Below are 16,266 nucleotides of genomic sequence, written 5' to 3'. Positions count from 1 at the left end.
CGGGCAAACGTTTAGGAAACTTTCCTAACTGAATCCTCTTCGGGAGCCCCCATGACCCACCCGGGCGAGATCACTCGGCGTCAGCTGCTCCGCCGCATCGGCCTGACCGCGCTCGTGGCCGGGCCCGGCGCGAGCCTGCTGAGCGCCTGCGCGACCAGCGGCGGTGGCGGCGACCAGCCCTCGGCGGCGCCCGCCACGTCGATCGCGGCGTCGGCGGACCCCAAGAACCCCTTCGGCGTCGACGTCAAGAAGCCGCTCGAAGTGGTCATCTTCAGCGGCGGCTACGGCGACTCCTACGCCAAGGACCTGCACGAAGAGCTGTACAAGAAGGCCCACGCCGGCGTCACGGTCAAGCACACCGCCACCCAGCAGATCGGCACCCAGCTCCGGCCGCGCATCGTCGGCAACGACATGCCCGACGTGATCAACAACTCCGGCCCCGAGGCGCTCGACCTGGCCGCGCTGGCCACCGAGGGCCACCTGGCCGACCTGACCCCGCTCTACGACGCGCCCTCCTTCGACGACCCGTCCAAGAAGGTCCGCGACACGATCACGCCCCTCGTGCTGCAGAACGGCAAGCTCGACGGCAAGGACCTGGTGCTCAACTACACCGTCTCCCACCGGGCGCTGTGGTACAACGCCAAGCTGTTCGCCGCCAAGGGCTGGAGCGTGCCGAAGACCTGGGCCGAGTTCACCGCGCTCGGCGAGACGGCCAAGAAGGAAGGCGTCGTGCTCTTCGCCTATCCCGGCAAGAAGGGCCCGTACTACCAGCTCTGGAACGTCCTCTACACGGCCGCCAAGATCGGTGGCAACCAGGTCATCATCGACATCGACAACCTCGTCGACAACGCCTGGAAGAGCGAGGCGGTCAAGCAGGCGGTCACCGCCTGGCTGGACGTCCAGCAGAAGTACGGCGACAAGGCGTACCTGGGCCTCGACCACACCCAGACCCAGGTCAAGCAGCTGCAGAACAAGGTGCTGTTCTACCCCTGCGGCTCCTGGCTGGAGAACGAGATGACCAAGGACATCCCGCTCGACTTCGAGTACGCCCTGGCCCCCATCCCCGACGTCACCGCCTCGGACAAGATGCCGTACGGCGCGATCCAGGTCGGCGTGGGCGAGAACTTCGTCGTCGCGGCGAAGGGCAAGAACCCGCAGGGCGGCCTGGAGTACCTGCGGATCATGTTGTCGAAGGAGGGCGCGGCGGGCTTCACCAAGAAGACCAACAACCTCACGGTGGTGACCGGCGCCGCCGACAGCTCCGAGTTCCCGCCCGGCCTGGTCAGCGCCGCCAAGGCGCAGGAGGCGGCCGGCGAGAACATCATCACCGACGCCCGGTTCGAGGGCTGGTACAAGGAGCTGTTCGACTACGGCTGGGAGCAGACCAACGTCCTGATGTCCGGCCGCATCACCCCCGACGAGTTCTGCGAGCGCATGCAGAAGAAGGCCGACGACGTCAAGAAGGACGACTCCGTCACCAAGCAGACGCGGAGCGCCTGAGCACATGGAGCGGTTGCGCAAGTACGGATTCGTCATCGGGTTCCTGGCCGTCCCGGTCACGCTTTACACGGTCTTCGTGATCAGCCCATATGTGCAGGCTTTTCAGCTCTCGCTGACGAGCTGGAACGGCGTCAGCTCGGTCGTCCGATACGTGGGGCTGGACAATTTCGGCCGGTTGTTCGAGGACGACAATTTCTGGCAGGCCCTGCGCAATCACGGAATTCTCCTGCTGGTGCTGCCGCTCCTGACGATCGTCATCGCCTTGTTCCTGTCGTTCCTGCTGAATCTCGGCGGCGGCACCCGCGGCGCGGGAATGCGCGGGGTGTGGGGGTCGAATTTCTACCGGGTGGTGTTCTTCTTCCCCCAGGTTCTCGCCGTGGCCGTGGTCGGCGTGCTGTTCCAGGCCATCTACCGTCCCGACGAGGACGGTGTGATCAACGGCACGCTGGCCAGGCTCGGGCTGTCCGAGCCGATCGGCTGGCTCACCGAGCCGGGCCTCGCGCTCTGGTCGATCATCGCGGTGATGGTCTGGCAGGCGGTCGGCTTCTACGTGGTGCTGTTCTCCGCGGGCATGGCCGCCATCCCCAAGGACTACTTCGAGGCCGCCTCGATCGACGGGGCCGGCCGGGTGCGGCTGTTCTTCTCCATCACGCTGCCGCTGCTGCGCGACACCCTCCAGGTCGGCTGGATCTACCTGGGGATCGCCGCCTTCGACGGCTTCGCGCTGATCCAGGTGCTGGCGGGCGACCGGGGCGAGCCCGACGGGGCCACCACCATCCTGCCCATCACCATCTACAAGACCGCCTTCGACTACCACAAGGTCGGCTACGCCTCGGCGATGGGCGTGGTGCTGTTCTTCCTGACCGTGACGTTCGCCGTGCTGACGCTCCGCACGACCAGGCGTGAAAGGGTTGAGCTCTGATGGCTTCGCGTGGAGCGGGCAGGCCGCGGCCCGGCGTGCTGAGCGGGCTCTCCCATGTCGCCCTGGCCGTCTGGGCCCTGCTGATCATCCTGCCGCTGTTGTGGACGTTCCTGGCCTCGTTCAAGAGCAACACCGAGATCTTCGGCGACCCGCTCCAGCTCCCCGGGGCGCTGCGGCTGGACGCCTGGGGCCGGGCCTGGGACAAGGCGCACGTCGGGCAGTACATGCTCAACACGGTCATCGTCGTGTTCTTCGGCACGGCGGGCACGATGCTGTTCGGCTCGATGGCGGCGTACGTGCTGGCCCGCTACAAGTTCCTCGGCGGCAAGCTGATCTACTACTACTTCGTCGCCGGGCTCGCCTTCCCCATCTTCCTGGCGCTCGGGCCGCTGTTCTTCGTCGTCAAGCAGTTCGGGCTGCTCGACTCGCACATCGGCCTGATCATCGTCTACATCGCGTACTCGCTGCCCTTCACGATCTTCTTCCTGGCCGCGTTCTTCCGCACCCTGCCCGAGGCGGTCGCCGAGGCGGCGCTGATCGACGGCGCCTCGCACACCAGGACGTTCTTCCAGATCATGGTGCCGATGGCCAAGCCCGGCCTGGTCAGCATCACGATCTTCAACGTGCTGGGGCAGTGGAACCAGTACCTGCTGCCCCTGGCGCTCATGGGCGGCGCGCCGGACAAGTGGCCGCTCACGCTCGGCATCGCCCGGATCTCCACCAGGGCCGGCTACGAGGCGGACTGGCCGGGCCTGTTCGCCGCGCTGAGCATGACGATCCTGCCGGTGATGGTGGTCTACATCATCTTCCAGCGGCAGATCCAGTCCGGGCTCAGCTCGGGGGCGCTGAAGTGAGTTTCACCGAACACGGCGTGTAGCCGTACGGCTACTCGTTAGAGTGAGGGACCTTCCGCCAGCACACCCGGAGGGTCCCTCATGCGCGTGCCCGCACTCTTGCTCGTCCTGTTCACGGCCGCCGCCTGCGCCGGGCCGCCGGCGCCGCTCCAGGAGGTCACCAAGCCGAGCCCGCCGGGCGCGCCCGAGCTGAGCGGCGGCGGTGAGTTCACCTCCGGCGACACCGCGGCGATCGCCTACGACCGCCGCCTGGCCCCCGAGGGCGCGCAGGCCAGCCTCACGGCCGAGTCCACCGGCGGCGAGACCCGCACCTCGCTGGTCGTGGAGGGCTTCCTGCCCCGCCACCACTACGGCGCCCACCTGCACACCGCGCCCTGCGGCGCCGACCCCGACGCCGCGGGCGGCCATTACCAGCACAACCCCGGCCACGCCGACCCGGCCAGCGAGATCTGGCTCGACGTCACCACCGACGGGTCGGGCGCGGGCCGTTCGACGGCCCGCCATCCCTGGAGCCTCGACCCCGCCGCCCTGCCGAAGTCGCTGGTCATCCACGCCAAGGCCACGAAGAAGAGCGGCGCCCACGCGGGCGAGGCGGGCCCTCGGGTGGCCTGCCTGACGCTGCACTAGCCGAAAGGCGTGCATAATTACACAATTACATATTGTGGAGGTCCCGCGTTGACTAGCCGCCAGTGGCAGCCGCCCCGTTTACGGTTGTTCGAGCAGGTGCACCGCCGGGCCACCTGGCTGGAGCTACTCTACGACCTCGTCTTCGTCGTCGCGGTCGCCGAGCTGGCCGACGTGCTCGCCGGCGGGGCCGACGCCGGTCGCGTCCTCACCTTCGTCGGCCTGTTCGTGCCGGTCTGGTGGTCCTGGGCGGGTTACGTCTTCTACGCCAACCGGTTCGACACCGACGACGTCAGCCACCGCCTGCTCGCGCTGCCGCAGATCCTCGCGGTGGCCACGATGGCGGCCAGCGTCAGTGACATCGAGCAACGTTCGGCCCTGTTCGCGATCTCCTACGCCGCGGCCCGGATCCTGCTGGTCGTCGCCTACCTCAGAGCCGGCCGGCACGTCCCCGAGGCCAGGCCGCTCACCGTGCGGTACGCGGCCGGGTTCAGCGTCGCCGCGGTCATCTGGGTGGCCTCCCTCGCCGTCGATCCGCCGCAGCGGTACGCCTTGTGGGCCGTGGCGCTGGTGATCGACCTGGCCACCCCGCTGCTCAGCCGCGGCCACCAGAGCCGGCTCCCGCCGCAGAGCGAGCACCTGCCGGAGCGGTTCGGGCTGTTCGTCGTGATCGTGCTCGGCGAGGTGGTCGCCGCCGTGGTCACCGGGCTCAAGGGGCACGAGGTCACCCCGTCCGTGCTGCTGGTCGCGCTGGCCGGGGTGGCCATCGCGATGGCCTTCTGGTGGTTGTACTTCGACCACGTCGACGAGTCCGTCGTGCTGCGCACCAAGCTGGCCGGGCAGGTGTGGGTGTACTCGCACCTGCCGCTGTCGATGGGCCTGGTGGCGTTCGGCATCGGGATCGAGCACGCGATCATGCACCCGTCGGGGGCGAGCTGGGCCGTCGGGGTGCCGGCCGCCGTGGTCTTCGCCGTGCTCGGCCTTCAGCACCTGTGCTCGGCCGACCGCCGGGCGGGTGCCGTCCGGCTGGCCGCCGCCGTGCTCGCCCTCGCCTCCTCGGCGCTGCCCGTCGCGGCGGCGCTCCCGCTCCTGCTGTTGTACGGCGCCGCGCAGGTGGGCTACGACCTGCTGCGCCCCTCCCCGGAAGGCACACCGTGACCCAGGAAGTGACCCAGGAAGTGACCCAGGAAGTGTTCGACCGCCAGCTCGCGGCCATCGCCGACGGCGACCTGGCGGCGCTGCTCGCCCAGTACCACGACGAGGCGGTGGTCGTCCGGTTCGACCGGGCGGCCAGGGGCGCCGCGGAGATCCGCGAGCTGTTCACCGGCTACCTGGCGGCCGGGCCGCGGGTGGAGGAGATCACGTCACTGCGCGTCGAGGACGACGTGATCTTCTACAACGCGGTCATGACCGTGGGCGGGAACCGGGTCACGACGTTCGGGACGCTGGTCGTCAGGGACGGCAGGATCTGGCGCCAGACCGCCGCCGCCCTGCCGCTCACCTGATCGCCGCCGCCATCGGCTGCCAGGGCGCGGCGTCGAAGATCAGCATGATGGTCCGGATCCGCCCGTCCGGGCCCAGCCGGAAGTGCTCGGCCGTGCGCTGCGTGCCGGCCGGCGTGGCGGTGTGCAGGTCGTAGACGAGGGTCGCCTCCGACTCGCCGTACAGCTCGCTGATCAGGTCGATCCCGGTCACCACGCTCACCAGGGCCTCGATGCCGGCCAGGTGACCGGCGGGGTCGGCGGAGGAGACGAACGGGCTCCTGAAGGAGAAGCCCTCGCCGATCAACGCCGCCGCGGCCGGCACGTCGCCGCGGAGCCTGGCCTCGTGGTAGGCCCTGACGACCTCGCGGGCGCTCGTCATCGCCCCTCCAGGTGTGCCGCGAGCCGCTGCTCGTTGTCGGCCAGCCGCAGGCACAGGTGCCGCAGCGTGGTCAGGTCCGCGGCCGAGAAGCCCTGGAACATCGCCCGCATCGCCATCTGCGACGGCGTGCGGAACGCCTCGATCCACGCCCGGCCCTCGTCGGTGATCACGGCCAGCACCGAGCGCCGGTCGCGGCTGTCCTGGACCCGCCGCGCCAGGCCGTCGCGCTCCAGGGTGTCCACCAAGCCGGTCACGTTGCGCGAGCTGACCCCGGCGGCCTGGGCCAGGTCGCCGATGCTGATGCCGGCGCCGGCGCCCGCCGCGCCGAGGCGCAGCAGGACGTCCATCGCGCCCGAGCTGAGCCCGCGCCCCTCGCTGCCGTGCGCGCGCATGCGCTCGACCGCCTGGTACGCCGTCCGCACGGCGGCGGCCGCCTCGAAGGCCGCGGTGTCGCCGCCGCCGGCGAACTCGCTCATGGCCGCCCTGGCCCGCGGGTCGAAGAGGGAGCCGTCCGGCTCCTGGTCAAATTTATGTACGTCCTTCACAATGAATGTCTACCAGAAAAAGCGAAGGCCCGTGCGGAACGCACGGGCCTTCACGGCAGGACGGTCAGGAGTGGGCGTGCTCGGCCGGGATCGTGCCGAGGCGGCCCGCCTGGAAGTCCTCGAACGCCTGGACCAGCTCGGCGCGGGTGTTCATGACGAACGGGCCGTGGTGGGCCACCGGCTCACCGATCGGCTCGCCGCCCAGCACGATCACGTCGAGGGTGTCCTTGGCCTCGATCGTGATGGTCTCGCCCAGGGTGGTCAGGCCCGGCCGGTTGCCGAAGCCGTCGAAGACCGCGAGCTGGCCGCCGTGCAGCGGACGCCGCTCGGCGCCGACCGTGCCGCGGCCGGAGAGGGCGTACACCAGGGCGTTGTAGTCCTTGCGCCAGGGCAGGGTCAGTCGCGCGCCCGGGGTGATGGTGGCGTGCAGCAGCGTGATCGGCGTCTGCGTGCTGCCCGGACCGCTGTTCCCGGCCAGCTCGCCGGCGATCAGCCGGACCAGCGCGCCGCCGTCGTGGCTGCTCAGCAGCGCGACGCTGGACCGCCCGATGTCCTGGTACTTCGGCGCGATCATCTTCTTGGCGCCCGGCAGGTTGACCCAGAGCTGGATGCCGTGGAACAGCCCGCCCTTCTGCACGAGCCACTCCGGCGGCGCCTCCTTGTGCAGGATGCCGGAGGCGGCCGTCATCCACTGGGTGTCGCCGTTGCTGATCGTGCCGCCGCCGCCGTTGGAGTCGAGGTGCTCCATGACGCCGTCGATCATGTACGTGACGGTCTCGAAGCCGCGGTGCGGATGCCAGGGCGTGCCCTTGGGCTCGCCGGCGGCGTAGTCGATCTCGCCCATCTGGTCCATCATCACGAACGGGTCGAGGTATTCGAGCTTGATCGCCGCCAGGGCGCGGCGCACGGGGAAGCCCTCGCCCTCGAACCCGCTGGGCGCGGTCTCGACGGCGAGCACCTTCCGCTCGGGGACCCCCGCCACGGGCGCGGGCACGCGGGGGAGGGTGAGCGGGTTCTCAACGGTTACGGCGGGCATGTCGCGCTCCTTCCAGCGGGATCTGCCCCATGCAACCAAGTTGAGATTTCAACTATTCCGTCGCGTCACGGGATGCGGGACATCATCCGTTCCATGCCGTTGATCCAATTGTCGCGCAGCGCCTGGACGGCCTTGGCCGGCTCATCGGCCAGCAGGAACTCGGCGATGCGGCGGTGCTCGGCGGCCTCGCGCTCCAGGGGCGCGTCGTCACCGGCGATCAGGTGCGCGTAGCGGCGCATGCCGGCCTTGACGCTGGTGATGAGGTCGAGCAGGCGTTCGTTGCGGCAGCCGCTCAGCAGCAGGTCGTGCCACTCGTCGTCGTGGCGCTCGATGACCTGCTGCTCGGCCACGTTGTCGGGGAAGTCCTGGGCCAGCTTGAGCAGGTCGGGGGCGATCGAGCGCAGGTGGGCCGGGTCGGAGCAGTCGAGGGCCAGCGACTCCAGGGCGGCCACGATCTCGCACAGCTCGCGGAACTCGCGCCGGCTCACCGGGGCGAACCGGAAACCGCGCCCCTGGTTGCTCTCCAGCACGCCCTCGCCCGCCAGCGTGATCAGCGCCTCGCGCAGGGGAGTGCGGCTGACGCCCAGGTCGGCGGCGAGGGAGGCCTCGTTGATGTCGGTGCCGGCGGCGAAGTCGCCCCGGTCGAGCCGGCTCAGCAGCTCTTCCCTGATCTGCTCACGCAACGGTCGCCGCTCGATCGGCATGGGGGACTCCCTCTCGTTCAGGACAACCGAATCTTAACCCTTGACGTGATGCAAAATACTGCACTATGAATTCGGCATACAAAATATTACATTGCATGATCGAGGAGTTCGAGTGGGGCTGACCCGGATACCGGGGCTGCTGTTCGGCGGAGACTACAACCCCGAGCAGTGGCCGGAGGAGGTGTGGGCCGAGGACGCGCGGCTCATGGCCGAGGCCGGGGTCAACATGGCGACCGTCGCGGTGTTCTCCTGGTCGCGCCTGGAGCCCGAGCGCGGGGTCTACGACTTCGGGTGGCTCGACCGGGTCATCGACCTGCTGCACGAGCACGGCATCGCCGCCGACCTGGCCACCGCCACCGCCACGCCGCCGCCCTGGCTGGTGCGCGAGCACCCCGAGATGCTGCCGGTCAACGCCGACGGCGTCCGGCTGGAGTTCGGCTCCCGGCAGGGCTACTGCCCGAGCTCGCCGGTCTACCGCGAGCACGCCGTGCGGATGGCCACCGCGATGGCCGAGCGCTACGGCGACCACCCGGCGCTGGCCATGTGGCACATCGGCAACGAGTACGCCGACCACACGCTGGAGTGCTTCTGCCCCGAGTCCGCCGCCCACTTCCGCCGCTGGCTGGAAGAGCGGTACGCGACCGTGGGCGGCCTCAACGCCGCCTGGGGCACCTCCTGCTGGGGCCAGCACTACACGTCCTTCGGCCAGGTCGAGCCGCCCAGGACGGCCCCGGGCCCGGTCAACCCCGCCCAGGTGCTCGACTGGCGGCGCTTCTGCAGCGACGCCCTCCTGGAGCTGTTCCTGGCCGAGAAGGCGGTGCTGTGCGCGATCACGCCGGACGTCCCGGTCACCACGAACTTCATGAGCATCCTGCACGGCCTCGACTACTGGAAGTGGGCCGCGGCCGAGGACCTGGTGAGCGACGACGCCTACCCCGACCCGGCCGACCCGACCTCGCACGTGCAGGTGGCGCTCAGCTACGACCTCATGCGCTCGCTGCGGCAGGGGCCCTGGCTGCTGCTGGAGTCCGCGCCGTCCGCGGTGTCCTGGCGCGAGGTGAACGTCCCCAAGCCGCCCGGCATGATGCGCCTGCACAGCCTCCAGGCGCTCGCCCACGGCTCCGACGGCGTGATGTTCTTCCAGTGGCGGCAGGCCAAGTACGGCCCCGAGAAGTTCCACTCGGCGATGCTGCCGCACGGCGGGACGCGTACCCGCGGCTGGCGGGACAGCCTGGCGCTCGGCGCCGACCTGCGGCGGTTGTCGGAGGTCGCGGGCAGTGACACCCGCGCCCAGGTCGCGCTCGTGCTCGACTGGCCGAGCTGGTGGGCCCTGGAGGCCCCCGAGTCCATGCCGTCCAACCGGCTCAGGCTCAAGGAGCTGCTGCTCGCCTGGTACGCCCCGCTGCACGCCAGGGGCATCGCGGTCGACCTGGTGCCGCCCGGCCGGGACCTGTCGCCGTACGAGCTGGTCATCGCCCCGAACCTGTACATGTGCACCGCCGAGCAGGCCAAGGCGCTGGAGGCGTACCAGGGCAGGCTCGTCGTGGGCCCGTTCAGCGGCGTCGTGGACAAGAGCGACCAGGTGCACGAGGGCGGCGCGCCCGGCCCGCTGGGCGACCTGCTCGGCATCGCCGTGGAGGAGTTCTGGCCGCTCGCCGACGGGGACGTCCAGCGCACCGGCCTCGGCGAGGCCCGCACCTGGGCCGAGTGGATCAGGCTGGAGGGCGCCGAGCCCGTCGCCCTGTTCGAGGGCGGCGACCTGGACGGCCTGCCCGCCGTCACCCGCAAGGGCACGGCCACCTACGTCGGCTGCCTGCTCGACGACGTGACGCCGGTGCTGGAGCCGCTGCTGGACGGCATCGACCGCATCGACGTGCCGCAGGGCGTGGAGGCCGTCAGGAGGGGCGGCCACCTGTTCCTCCTCAACCACACCACCGCCCCGCAGCCGGTCACGCTCCCGCACCCGGGGACGGACCTGCTCACCGGGGCCGAACTGCGGGGCGGCATCGAGCTGGCCCCGCGCGACGCCGTCGTGCTCAGGATCGAAGGAGACAAGTGACGCACCCGTACATACCCAACGCCGAGCCGGGCGTACGAGCCGAGATGCTCGCGGCGGTCGGCGCGTCGAGCGTCGACGAGTTCTACGCCGACATCCCCGCGGAGCTGCGGCTCGACCGGCCGCTCGACCTGCCGGCGCCGTTCACCGCCGAGCGCGACCTGGTGCGCCACATGAAGGGGCTGTTCGCCCGGAACACCGACACCGAGGAGGCGCTCAGCTTCCTCGGCCACGGCTGCTACCCGCACCACGTGCCCGCCGTCTGCGACGAGGTCAACTCCAGGAGCGAGTTCCTGACCGCGTACGCGGGCGAGCCGTACGAGGACCACGGCCGCTTCCAGGCCCTGTTCGAGTACGTCAGCATGATGGGCGAGCTGCTGGAGATGGACGTCGTCAACGTCCCCACCTACGACGGCTTCCAGGCCTCGGGCACCGCGCTGCGCATGGCCTGCCGCTACACCAAGCGGTCGAAGGTGCTGGTCACCGGGGCGATCGGCGCCGACAAGCTGAGCAAGCTGCGTGACTTCCTGGCCCCCGACATCACCATCGAGCTCGCCCCGGTGGCCGAGGACGGGCAGATCGGCGAGGTCGCGCTGGACGACTCCTACGCCGCCCTGTACCTGGAGACCCCGAACGTCTACGGCGTCGTCGAGACCCGTGGCCGGGAGCTGGCCGACCACGCGCACGCCGCCGGCGCGCTGCTGGTCGTCAGCGCCGACCCCATCTCCCTGGGCGTGCTGGCCCCGCCGGCCTCCTACGGCGCCGACATCGTCTGCGGCGACATCCAGTCGCTCGGCATCCACCAGAACTACGGCGGCGGCCACGCCGGCTACATCGCCACCCAGGACCACGAGCCGCTGGTCGCAGAGTTCCCCTCGCGCCTGTTCGGCATCGCGCCGACGAAGGTCCCCGGCGAGTACGGCTTCGGCGACGTCTTCTACGACCGCACCTCCTTCGCCCTGCGCGAAGAGGGCAAGGAATGGGTGGGCACGGCCGCGGCGCTGTGGGGCATCACGGCCGGGGTCTACCTCGCGCTCATGGGCCCGCAGGGCATGAAGGAGCTCGGCGAGACCGTCCTGGCCCGCACCCGGTACGCGATGGACGCCCTGGGCCGGTCGGTCACCGTCCGGCACGCGGGCTCGGTGCACTTCCGCGAGTTCGCGATCGAGGTGGCCGACTCCGCGTCGCTGCTCGCCGGGCTGCGCGAGCGCGGCATCTACGGCGGCGTCCCGCTGGACGAGCGCACGGTGCTGGTCTGCGTGACCGAACGCCACACCATCGACGACATCGACCGGCTCGCGGCAGCCGTACAGGAGGTTGTGCAGGCATGAGCGGGCACGGAGCCGAGTCCTTCGCGGAGCTGCCGGTGGCGCCCAAGCCGCCGCTGCGCCGCTTCCACCAGGCACGCTGGGACGAGCCGATCATCTTCGAGCTGTCCAGCCCCGGCCGCCGCGGCATAGCCGTGCCCGAGCCGGGCGCGCCGAAGGTCGAGCTGCCCGAGGGCGTCGGCCGGGCCACCCCGCCGAGGCTGCCCGAGATGGCGCAGCCGCACGTGGTGCGGCACTACCTGCGGCTGTCGCAGGAGAACCTGGGCGTCGACCTCAACATCGACATCGGCCAGGGCACCTGCACGATGAAGTACAGCCCGAAGGTCAACGACCAGTTCGCCAACGCGATCGCCGAGCTGCACCCGCTGCAGCACGAGGACACCGTGCAGGGCGTGCTGGAGGTCTACTGGCGGCTGGAGCGCATGCTGGCCGAGATCTCCGGCATGTCGCGGGTGTCGCTCCAGCCCGGCTCGGGCTCGGCGGCCATCTACGCCAACATCGCCATGATCAGGGCCTACCACGCCGCCCGCGGCGAGGGCCACCGGGACCAGGTCATCACCACGATGTTCTCGCACCCCTCGAACGCGGCCTGCGCCAAGGTCGCCGGGTACGAGGTCATCACCCTCATGCCGGACGCCAACGGCCTGCCCGACATCGAGGCCCTGCGCGCCGCCGTCGGCCCGCGCACGGCCGCTCTGATGATCACCAACCCCGAGGACACCGGCATCTACAACTCCCGGATCAAGGAGTTCGTGGACCTGGTGCACGAGGTCGGCGGCCTGGCCTGCTACGACCAGGCCAACGCCAACGGCATCCTCGGCATCACCCGGGCCCGCGACGCCGGGTTCGACCTGTGCCACTTCAACCTGCACAAGACGTTCTCCACGCCGCACGCCTGCGGCGGCCCGGCGGCCGGCGCCTGCGGCGTCTCGCCGGAGCTGGAGCCGTTCCTGCCCGGCCCGGTCGTCTCCTTCGACGGCGAGTCCTACGGGCTGGAGACGCCCGCGCAGAGCGTCGGCAAGATCCGGCCGTTCCTCGGCGTCACCCCGAACATCGTGCGCGCCTACGCCTGGATCATGACCCTGGGCGCGAAGGGGCTGCGCGAGGTGGCCGAGACATCGGCGCTGAACAACAACTACCTGATGCACAAGGTGCTGCAGATCCCCGGGGCCTCGGCGCCGTGGAACCAGCGCCGGATCGAGCAGGTCCGCTACTCCTGGCAGGAGCTGTCGGAGGAGACGGGGGTGCACTCGGAGGAGATCGGGGTGCGCGCCGCCGACTTCGGCGTCCACTACTGGACCAGCCACCACCCGTACCTGGTGCCGGAGCCGTTCACGCTGGAGCCGACGGAGTCGTACTCGCGGGAGGACCTGGACGAGTACGCGGCGATCCTGGAGCACGTCGCCTCGGAGGCGCGGCGGGATCCGGAGTTCGTCAAGGGCGCGCCGTACAACCAGACGATCCACAAGATCGACCCGACGCCGCTCGACGACCCCAAGCAGTGGGCGCCGACCTGGCGGGCGTACGTGCGCAAGCACCTGGCCGCGGGCGGCTGAGCCATGACGTCCGGAGGGAACGGCGTGATCGGGCTGGTCGTCAACCCGGTCGCCGGGCTGGGCGGGTCCGTGGGGCTCAAGGGCAGCGACGGCGCCGACGTGCAGCGCGCGGCCCTGGCCAAGGGCGCCGAGCCCAAGGCAGGGCGGCGGGCCGCGCAGGCCGTCGCCACGCTGCTCGCCCGCCGTCCCGGGGCCCGGCTGGTGACCGTGGCGGGGGCGATGGGCGAGGACAGCGCCCGCGCCGCCGCGGTCCCGTACGAGCTGGCGCCCTCCGGCGTCCAGGACGATGGCATGAGCACGGCCGCGACCACGGCCGCGGACACCCGGGCGGCCGTCGCCGCGCTCGCCGGCGTGGACCTGCTGCTGTTCGCCGGCGGCGACGGCACGGCGCGCGACGTGCTCGACGCCGTGCGGGAGCTGGGCGGCCAGGCGCCGCCCGTGCTCGGGATCCCGGCCGGGGTCAAGGTGTACTCGGGGTGCTTCGCGCTCAGCCCGGCCACGGCCGGGTTCGTGGCCGCCGACTTCCTGGCCCGGCCGGACAGCGTCGAGGCCGAGGTGGTGGACCTGGACGAGGAGCGCTACCGCCGCGGGCTCGTCAGCCCCCGGCTCTACGGTAGCCTGCGCGTCCCGGCAGGCCGCGCGGCCCTGTCGGGACGCAAGGCGGGCTCCTCGGACGCGGCTCCGGCCACGGTCGAGGGCATCGCCCGGGAGGTCGCGGCCCGGCTGCGGCCGGGGGCGCGCTACGTGCTCGGTCCCGGCGCCACCACGGCGGCCGTGGGCAGGGAGCTCGGGCTCGCCACCACGCTGCTCGGCGTGGACGTGGTCGAGGCCCGCGCGGGCGGTGGCGCCGATCTGGTGGCCGCCGACGTGACCGAGGGGGAGCTGTTCGAGCTGGTACGCGGCCGGGAGACGGTCATCGTGCTGTCGGTGATCGGCGGACAGGGCTTCGTGCTCGGCCGCGGCAACCAGCAGGTCTCGCCGCGGGTGCTCGACGAGGTGCTCGGTGACGGGTCCGGCGACCGGCTGGTCGTGCTGGCCACCCAGCAGAAGCTGGCCGGGCTCGGCGGACGGCCGCTGCTGGCCGACAGCGGGGACCAGGAACTGGACCGGAAGCTGGCCGGGCACGTACGGGTGATCACCGGGTACCGCGAAAGCACGATTTATCGCATTTATGCGGCAAGTGAGGAGTTCTACGGATGAACAGGCTCGATGGCAAGGTCGCGATCGTCACCGGCGGTGCCTCCGGCATCGGCCGGGCGACGGCGTTGCTCTTCGCCGAGGCGGGCGCCCAGGTCGTCGTCGCCGACATCGACGGCGCCGGGGCCGAGGCGACGGCCAAGGAGATCACGCGGACGGGGGCGGCCGCGGTGGCCGTCCAGGGGGACGTGTCCGCGGAGGAGGACTGCCGGCGCGTCACCCGCACGGCCGTGGACACCTACGGCGGCCTGCACGTCCTGTTCAACAACGCGGGCATCATCCGCCGCACCACCGCGCTCGACCTCGACGCCGACGAGTGGGACCGCGTGATGGCGGTCAACGTGCGCTCGGTGTTCCTGATGTGCAAGCACGCCATCCCGCTCATGACCGAGGGCGGCTCGATCGTCAACACGGGCTCCGGCTGGGGCCTCAAGGGCGGCGGGAACGCGATCTCCTACTGCGCCTCCAAGGCGGCCGTCGTCAACATGACCAGGGCGCTGGCGATCGACCACGCCAAGGCCGGGATCCGGGTGAACTCCGTCAACCCCGGCGACACGAACACCCCGATGCTGCGGGACGAGGCCCGTCAGCTCAACGAGGACTGGGCCGCCTTCGAGGCCGACGCCGCCGACCGGCCGATGGGCCGCTCGGGCAGCCCCGAGGAGATCGCCCAGGCCGTCCTCTTCCTGGCGAGCGACGCCGCCAGTTACATCACCGGTTCCGCTCTCGTCGTCGACGGCGGCGGGCTCGCGTAGCCCCCAACAGCACCACCCCCCCGAAGGAGCCCATCATGAAGCGTGCGCTGGCCGTACTGGGTCTGCTCGCCACCGCCGCCACCGCCTGCAGCGGCGGTGGAGGGAACGTTCCAGGCGTGAGCGGGAACGCCGCCGCAGGGCAGGTCACCATCCGCTGGTCCACGTGGGGATCGGCGGAGGACGTCAAGCTCTACGAGTCCTTCACCAAGGACTTCGAGCAGCGTCACCCCAACATCAAGCTCAAGCTGGAGTCCGTCGCCAAGTACGAGGACTACCACCCCAAACTGCTCGCCCAGCTCACCAGCGGCACGGCTCCCGACGTGTTCTTCGTGGGCGACGACAACATCGGCAAGTTCGTCTCCGCCGGTGTCGTCTCGCCGCTCAACGACCAGCTCGCGGGCCCGGACTCCAAGAGCAAGCCCGAGGACTTCTTCGAGGGCGTGTACGGCGGCGCCAAGAAGGACGGCCAGATCTACGGCGTCCCGAACGACACCAACCCCGAGGTCCTCTGGTACGACAAGAAGGCCCTGAAGGCCGCCGGCATCACCGAGGACCCGGCCACCCTCAACGCGTCCAAGCAGTGGACCATGGCCAAGTACCTGGACATGAACGCCAAGCTCAAGGCCGCGGGCCTGGGCGGGTCCATCTACTGGAACTGGTACGGCTCCACGTACTCGGTCGTCTCCGGCTTCGGCGGCAAGGTCTGGGACGGCGGCAAGTTCGTCGCCACCACCGACCCCAAGTCCCGCAAGGCGCTGGAGACGCTGGCCAAGGGCTACCAGGACAAGACGTTCCTGAGCGCGGACGTGCTGCCGGCCAGCAACGGCGCGAACACCCAGTTCATCAAGCACAAGGCGGGCTTCTTCGCCGGTGGCCGCTGGATGATCGACATCGTCAAGAAGGGCGGCGAGCTGGACAACTACGACATCGTCCCGTTCCCGTCCGAGACCGGCGAGCCGATGCCCGGCGCCGTGGCGGCCTCCTACCTGGCGCTCAACAAGGGCACCAAGCAGCCCAAGGAGGCCTTCACCTTCCTGACGGAGTTCGTCAGCAAGGAGGGCCAGCTCCTGCGGCTCAAGAACGGCGGCGCGGTGCCCTCGATCAAGGGCGCCGAGCAGGTCGTGCTGGACGGCAACTACCCCGCGCACGCCCAGACGTTCCTCGACGTGCGGGACACCGGCTTCGCGAACTACCCCGAAGAGGTCGCGGTGCCCGGCCTGACCGCCTCGATCAACGAGCACCTGATGAAGGTCTGGCAGGGCAAGCTCGGCTTCGAGCAGGGCATGACCGAGCTGCAGACCCTCGTCGACGGCAAGCTGGGCTAGC

16 protein-coding genes are annotated in these 16,266 nt (G+C 70.5%); 12 read left to right on the top strand and 4 right to left on the bottom strand.

Going from position 1 to position 16,266, the window contains the following annotated elements; all coding sequences use genetic code 11:
• Positions 1-51 precede the first annotated feature (51 nt).
• The 6 genes from ngcE to ACIBQ6_RS07570 all read left to right on the top strand — a co-directional run bounded on the left by ngcE (position 52) and on the right by ACIBQ6_RS07570 (position 5,405).
• Positions 52-1,500, top strand: a complete 1,449-nt coding sequence (ngcE, locus tag ACIBQ6_RS07595) for an N-acetylglucosamine/diacetylchitobiose ABC transporter substrate-binding protein (protein ID WP_397210658.1) — start codon at positions 52-54, stop codon at positions 1,498-1,500.
• 4 nt (positions 1,501-1,504) lie between these two features.
• Complete coding sequence (locus ACIBQ6_RS07590) at positions 1,505-2,422, top strand: sugar ABC transporter permease (RefSeq protein WP_352352001.1); 918 nt, start codon at positions 1,505-1,507, stop codon at positions 2,420-2,422.
• Positions 2,422-3,276 (top strand): carbohydrate ABC transporter permease, encoded by an 855-nt coding sequence (locus ACIBQ6_RS07585; protein WP_352326101.1) that lies wholly within the window; start codon positions 2,422-2,424, stop codon positions 3,274-3,276. Before ACIBQ6_RS07590 ends, ACIBQ6_RS07585 begins: the two co-directional genes overlap by 1 nt.
• 87 nt (positions 3,277-3,363) lie before the next feature.
• Positions 3,364-3,903 carry a superoxide dismutase family protein gene (locus tag ACIBQ6_RS07580; RefSeq protein WP_358288133.1) on the top strand — a complete coding sequence of 180 codons (540 nt, stop codon included), beginning with the start codon at positions 3,364-3,366 and terminating at the stop codon, positions 3,901-3,903.
• A gap of 84 nt (positions 3,904-3,987) precedes the next feature.
• Positions 3,988-5,058 carry a low temperature requirement protein A gene (locus tag ACIBQ6_RS07575; protein ID WP_358288130.1) on the top strand — a complete coding sequence of 357 codons (1,071 nt, stop codon included), beginning with the start codon at positions 3,988-3,990 and terminating at the stop codon, positions 5,056-5,058.
• Positions 5,055-5,405, top strand: coding sequence for a nuclear transport factor 2 family protein (locus ACIBQ6_RS07570; RefSeq protein ID WP_397210657.1), 351 nt, complete (start codon positions 5,055-5,057; stop codon positions 5,403-5,405). The genes ACIBQ6_RS07575 and ACIBQ6_RS07570 overlap by 4 nt, the downstream gene beginning before the upstream one ends.
• Here ACIBQ6_RS07570 and ACIBQ6_RS07565 read toward each other — a convergent pair.
• The 4 genes from ACIBQ6_RS07565 to ACIBQ6_RS07550 all read right to left on the bottom strand — a co-directional run bounded on the left by ACIBQ6_RS07565 (position 5,398) and on the right by ACIBQ6_RS07550 (position 8,048).
• Positions 5,398-5,763, bottom strand: a complete 366-nt coding sequence (locus tag ACIBQ6_RS07565) for a hypothetical protein (protein WP_397210656.1) — start codon at positions 5,761-5,763, stop codon at positions 5,398-5,400. The genes ACIBQ6_RS07570 and ACIBQ6_RS07565 overlap by 8 nt on opposite strands.
• Positions 5,760-6,308, bottom strand: coding sequence for a MarR family transcriptional regulator (locus ACIBQ6_RS07560; RefSeq protein ID WP_358288121.1), 549 nt, complete (start codon positions 6,306-6,308; stop codon positions 5,760-5,762). Before ACIBQ6_RS07560 ends, ACIBQ6_RS07565 begins: the two co-directional genes overlap by 4 nt.
• A 64-nt stretch (positions 6,309-6,372) precedes the next feature.
• Entirely contained in the window at positions 6,373-7,344 is a 972-nt protein-coding gene (locus tag ACIBQ6_RS07555) for a pirin family protein (protein ID WP_387655663.1), read from the bottom strand.
• A gap of 65 nt (positions 7,345-7,409) precedes the next feature.
• Complete coding sequence (locus ACIBQ6_RS07550; protein ID WP_352326109.1) at positions 7,410-8,048, bottom strand: GntR family transcriptional regulator; 639 nt, start codon at positions 8,046-8,048, stop codon at positions 7,410-7,412.
• 112 nt (positions 8,049-8,160) lie between these two features.
• On the opposite strand from ACIBQ6_RS07550, the gene ACIBQ6_RS07545 reads away from it, so the two are divergent.
• The 6 genes from ACIBQ6_RS07545 to ACIBQ6_RS07520 are packed head-to-tail and all read left to right on the top strand — an operon-like array spanning position 8,161 to position 16,265.
• Positions 8,161-10,107: a beta-galactosidase gene (locus ACIBQ6_RS07545; protein ID WP_397210655.1), complete on the top strand. Its 1,947-nt coding sequence runs from the start codon at positions 8,161-8,163 to the stop codon at positions 10,105-10,107.
• Positions 10,104-11,435, top strand: coding sequence for an aminomethyl-transferring glycine dehydrogenase subunit GcvPA (gene gcvPA, locus ACIBQ6_RS07540; protein WP_358288112.1), 1,332 nt, complete (start codon positions 10,104-10,106; stop codon positions 11,433-11,435). Before ACIBQ6_RS07545 ends, gcvPA begins: the two co-directional genes overlap by 4 nt.
• Positions 11,432-12,988 (top strand): aminomethyl-transferring glycine dehydrogenase subunit GcvPB, encoded by a 1,557-nt coding sequence (gcvPB, locus tag ACIBQ6_RS07535; RefSeq protein ID WP_397210654.1) that lies wholly within the window; start codon positions 11,432-11,434, stop codon positions 12,986-12,988. Before gcvPA ends, gcvPB begins: the two co-directional genes overlap by 4 nt.
• A 3-nt stretch (positions 12,989-12,991) precedes the next feature.
• Positions 12,992-14,188 (top strand): ATP-NAD kinase family protein, encoded by a 1,197-nt coding sequence (locus ACIBQ6_RS07530; protein ID WP_397210653.1) that lies wholly within the window; start codon positions 12,992-12,994, stop codon positions 14,186-14,188.
• Positions 14,185-14,940, top strand: coding sequence for an SDR family NAD(P)-dependent oxidoreductase (locus tag ACIBQ6_RS07525; RefSeq protein WP_358288106.1), 756 nt, complete (start codon positions 14,185-14,187; stop codon positions 14,938-14,940). Before ACIBQ6_RS07530 ends, ACIBQ6_RS07525 begins: the two co-directional genes overlap by 4 nt.
• 35 nt (positions 14,941-14,975) lie before the next feature.
• On the top strand, positions 14,976-16,265 hold the full coding sequence (locus tag ACIBQ6_RS07520; protein WP_387670752.1) for an ABC transporter substrate-binding protein: 1,290 nt from the start codon (positions 14,976-14,978) through the stop codon (positions 16,263-16,265).
• The last annotated feature ends 1 nt before the right edge of the window (position 16,266 follow it).

This window comes from Nonomuraea sp. NPDC049655 (genome assembly GCF_044465465.1).
GTDB lineage: Bacteria > Actinomycetota > Actinomycetes > Streptosporangiales > Streptosporangiaceae > Nonomuraea.
The sequence above is the reverse complement of the archived record's forward strand: the minus strand, read 5'-3'. Positions and strand labels throughout refer to the sequence as shown.

Excerpts from the sequence above, each read along its gene's own strand:
- gcvPB (WP_397210654.1), top strand. The coding sequence starts at position 11,432 with ATGAGCGGGCACGGAGCCGAGTCCTTCGCGGAGCTGCCGGTGGCGCCC.
- ACIBQ6_RS07565 (WP_397210656.1), bottom strand. The coding sequence starts at position 5,763 with ATGACGAGCGCCCGCGAGGTCGTCAGGGCCTACCACGAGGCCAGGCTC.
- ACIBQ6_RS07550 (WP_352326109.1), bottom strand. The coding sequence starts at position 8,048 with ATGCCGATCGAGCGGCGACCGTTGCGTGAGCAGATCAGGGAAGAGCTG.
- ACIBQ6_RS07520 (WP_387670752.1), top strand. The coding sequence starts at position 14,976 with ATGAAGCGTGCGCTGGCCGTACTGGGTCTGCTCGCCACCGCCGCCACC.
- ACIBQ6_RS07585 (WP_352326101.1), top strand. The coding sequence starts at position 2,422 with ATGGCTTCGCGTGGAGCGGGCAGGCCGCGGCCCGGCGTGCTGAGCGGG.
- ACIBQ6_RS07530 (WP_397210653.1), top strand. The coding sequence starts at position 12,992 with ATGACGTCCGGAGGGAACGGCGTGATCGGGCTGGTCGTCAACCCGGTC.
- ACIBQ6_RS07590 (WP_352352001.1), top strand. The coding sequence starts at position 1,505 with ATGGAGCGGTTGCGCAAGTACGGATTCGTCATCGGGTTCCTGGCCGTC.
- ACIBQ6_RS07525 (WP_358288106.1), top strand. The coding sequence starts at position 14,185 with ATGAACAGGCTCGATGGCAAGGTCGCGATCGTCACCGGCGGTGCCTCC.
- ngcE (WP_397210658.1), top strand. The coding sequence starts at position 52 with ATGACCCACCCGGGCGAGATCACTCGGCGTCAGCTGCTCCGCCGCATC.
- ACIBQ6_RS07555 (WP_387655663.1), bottom strand. The coding sequence starts at position 7,344 with ATGCCCGCCGTAACCGTTGAGAACCCGCTCACCCTCCCCCGCGTGCCC.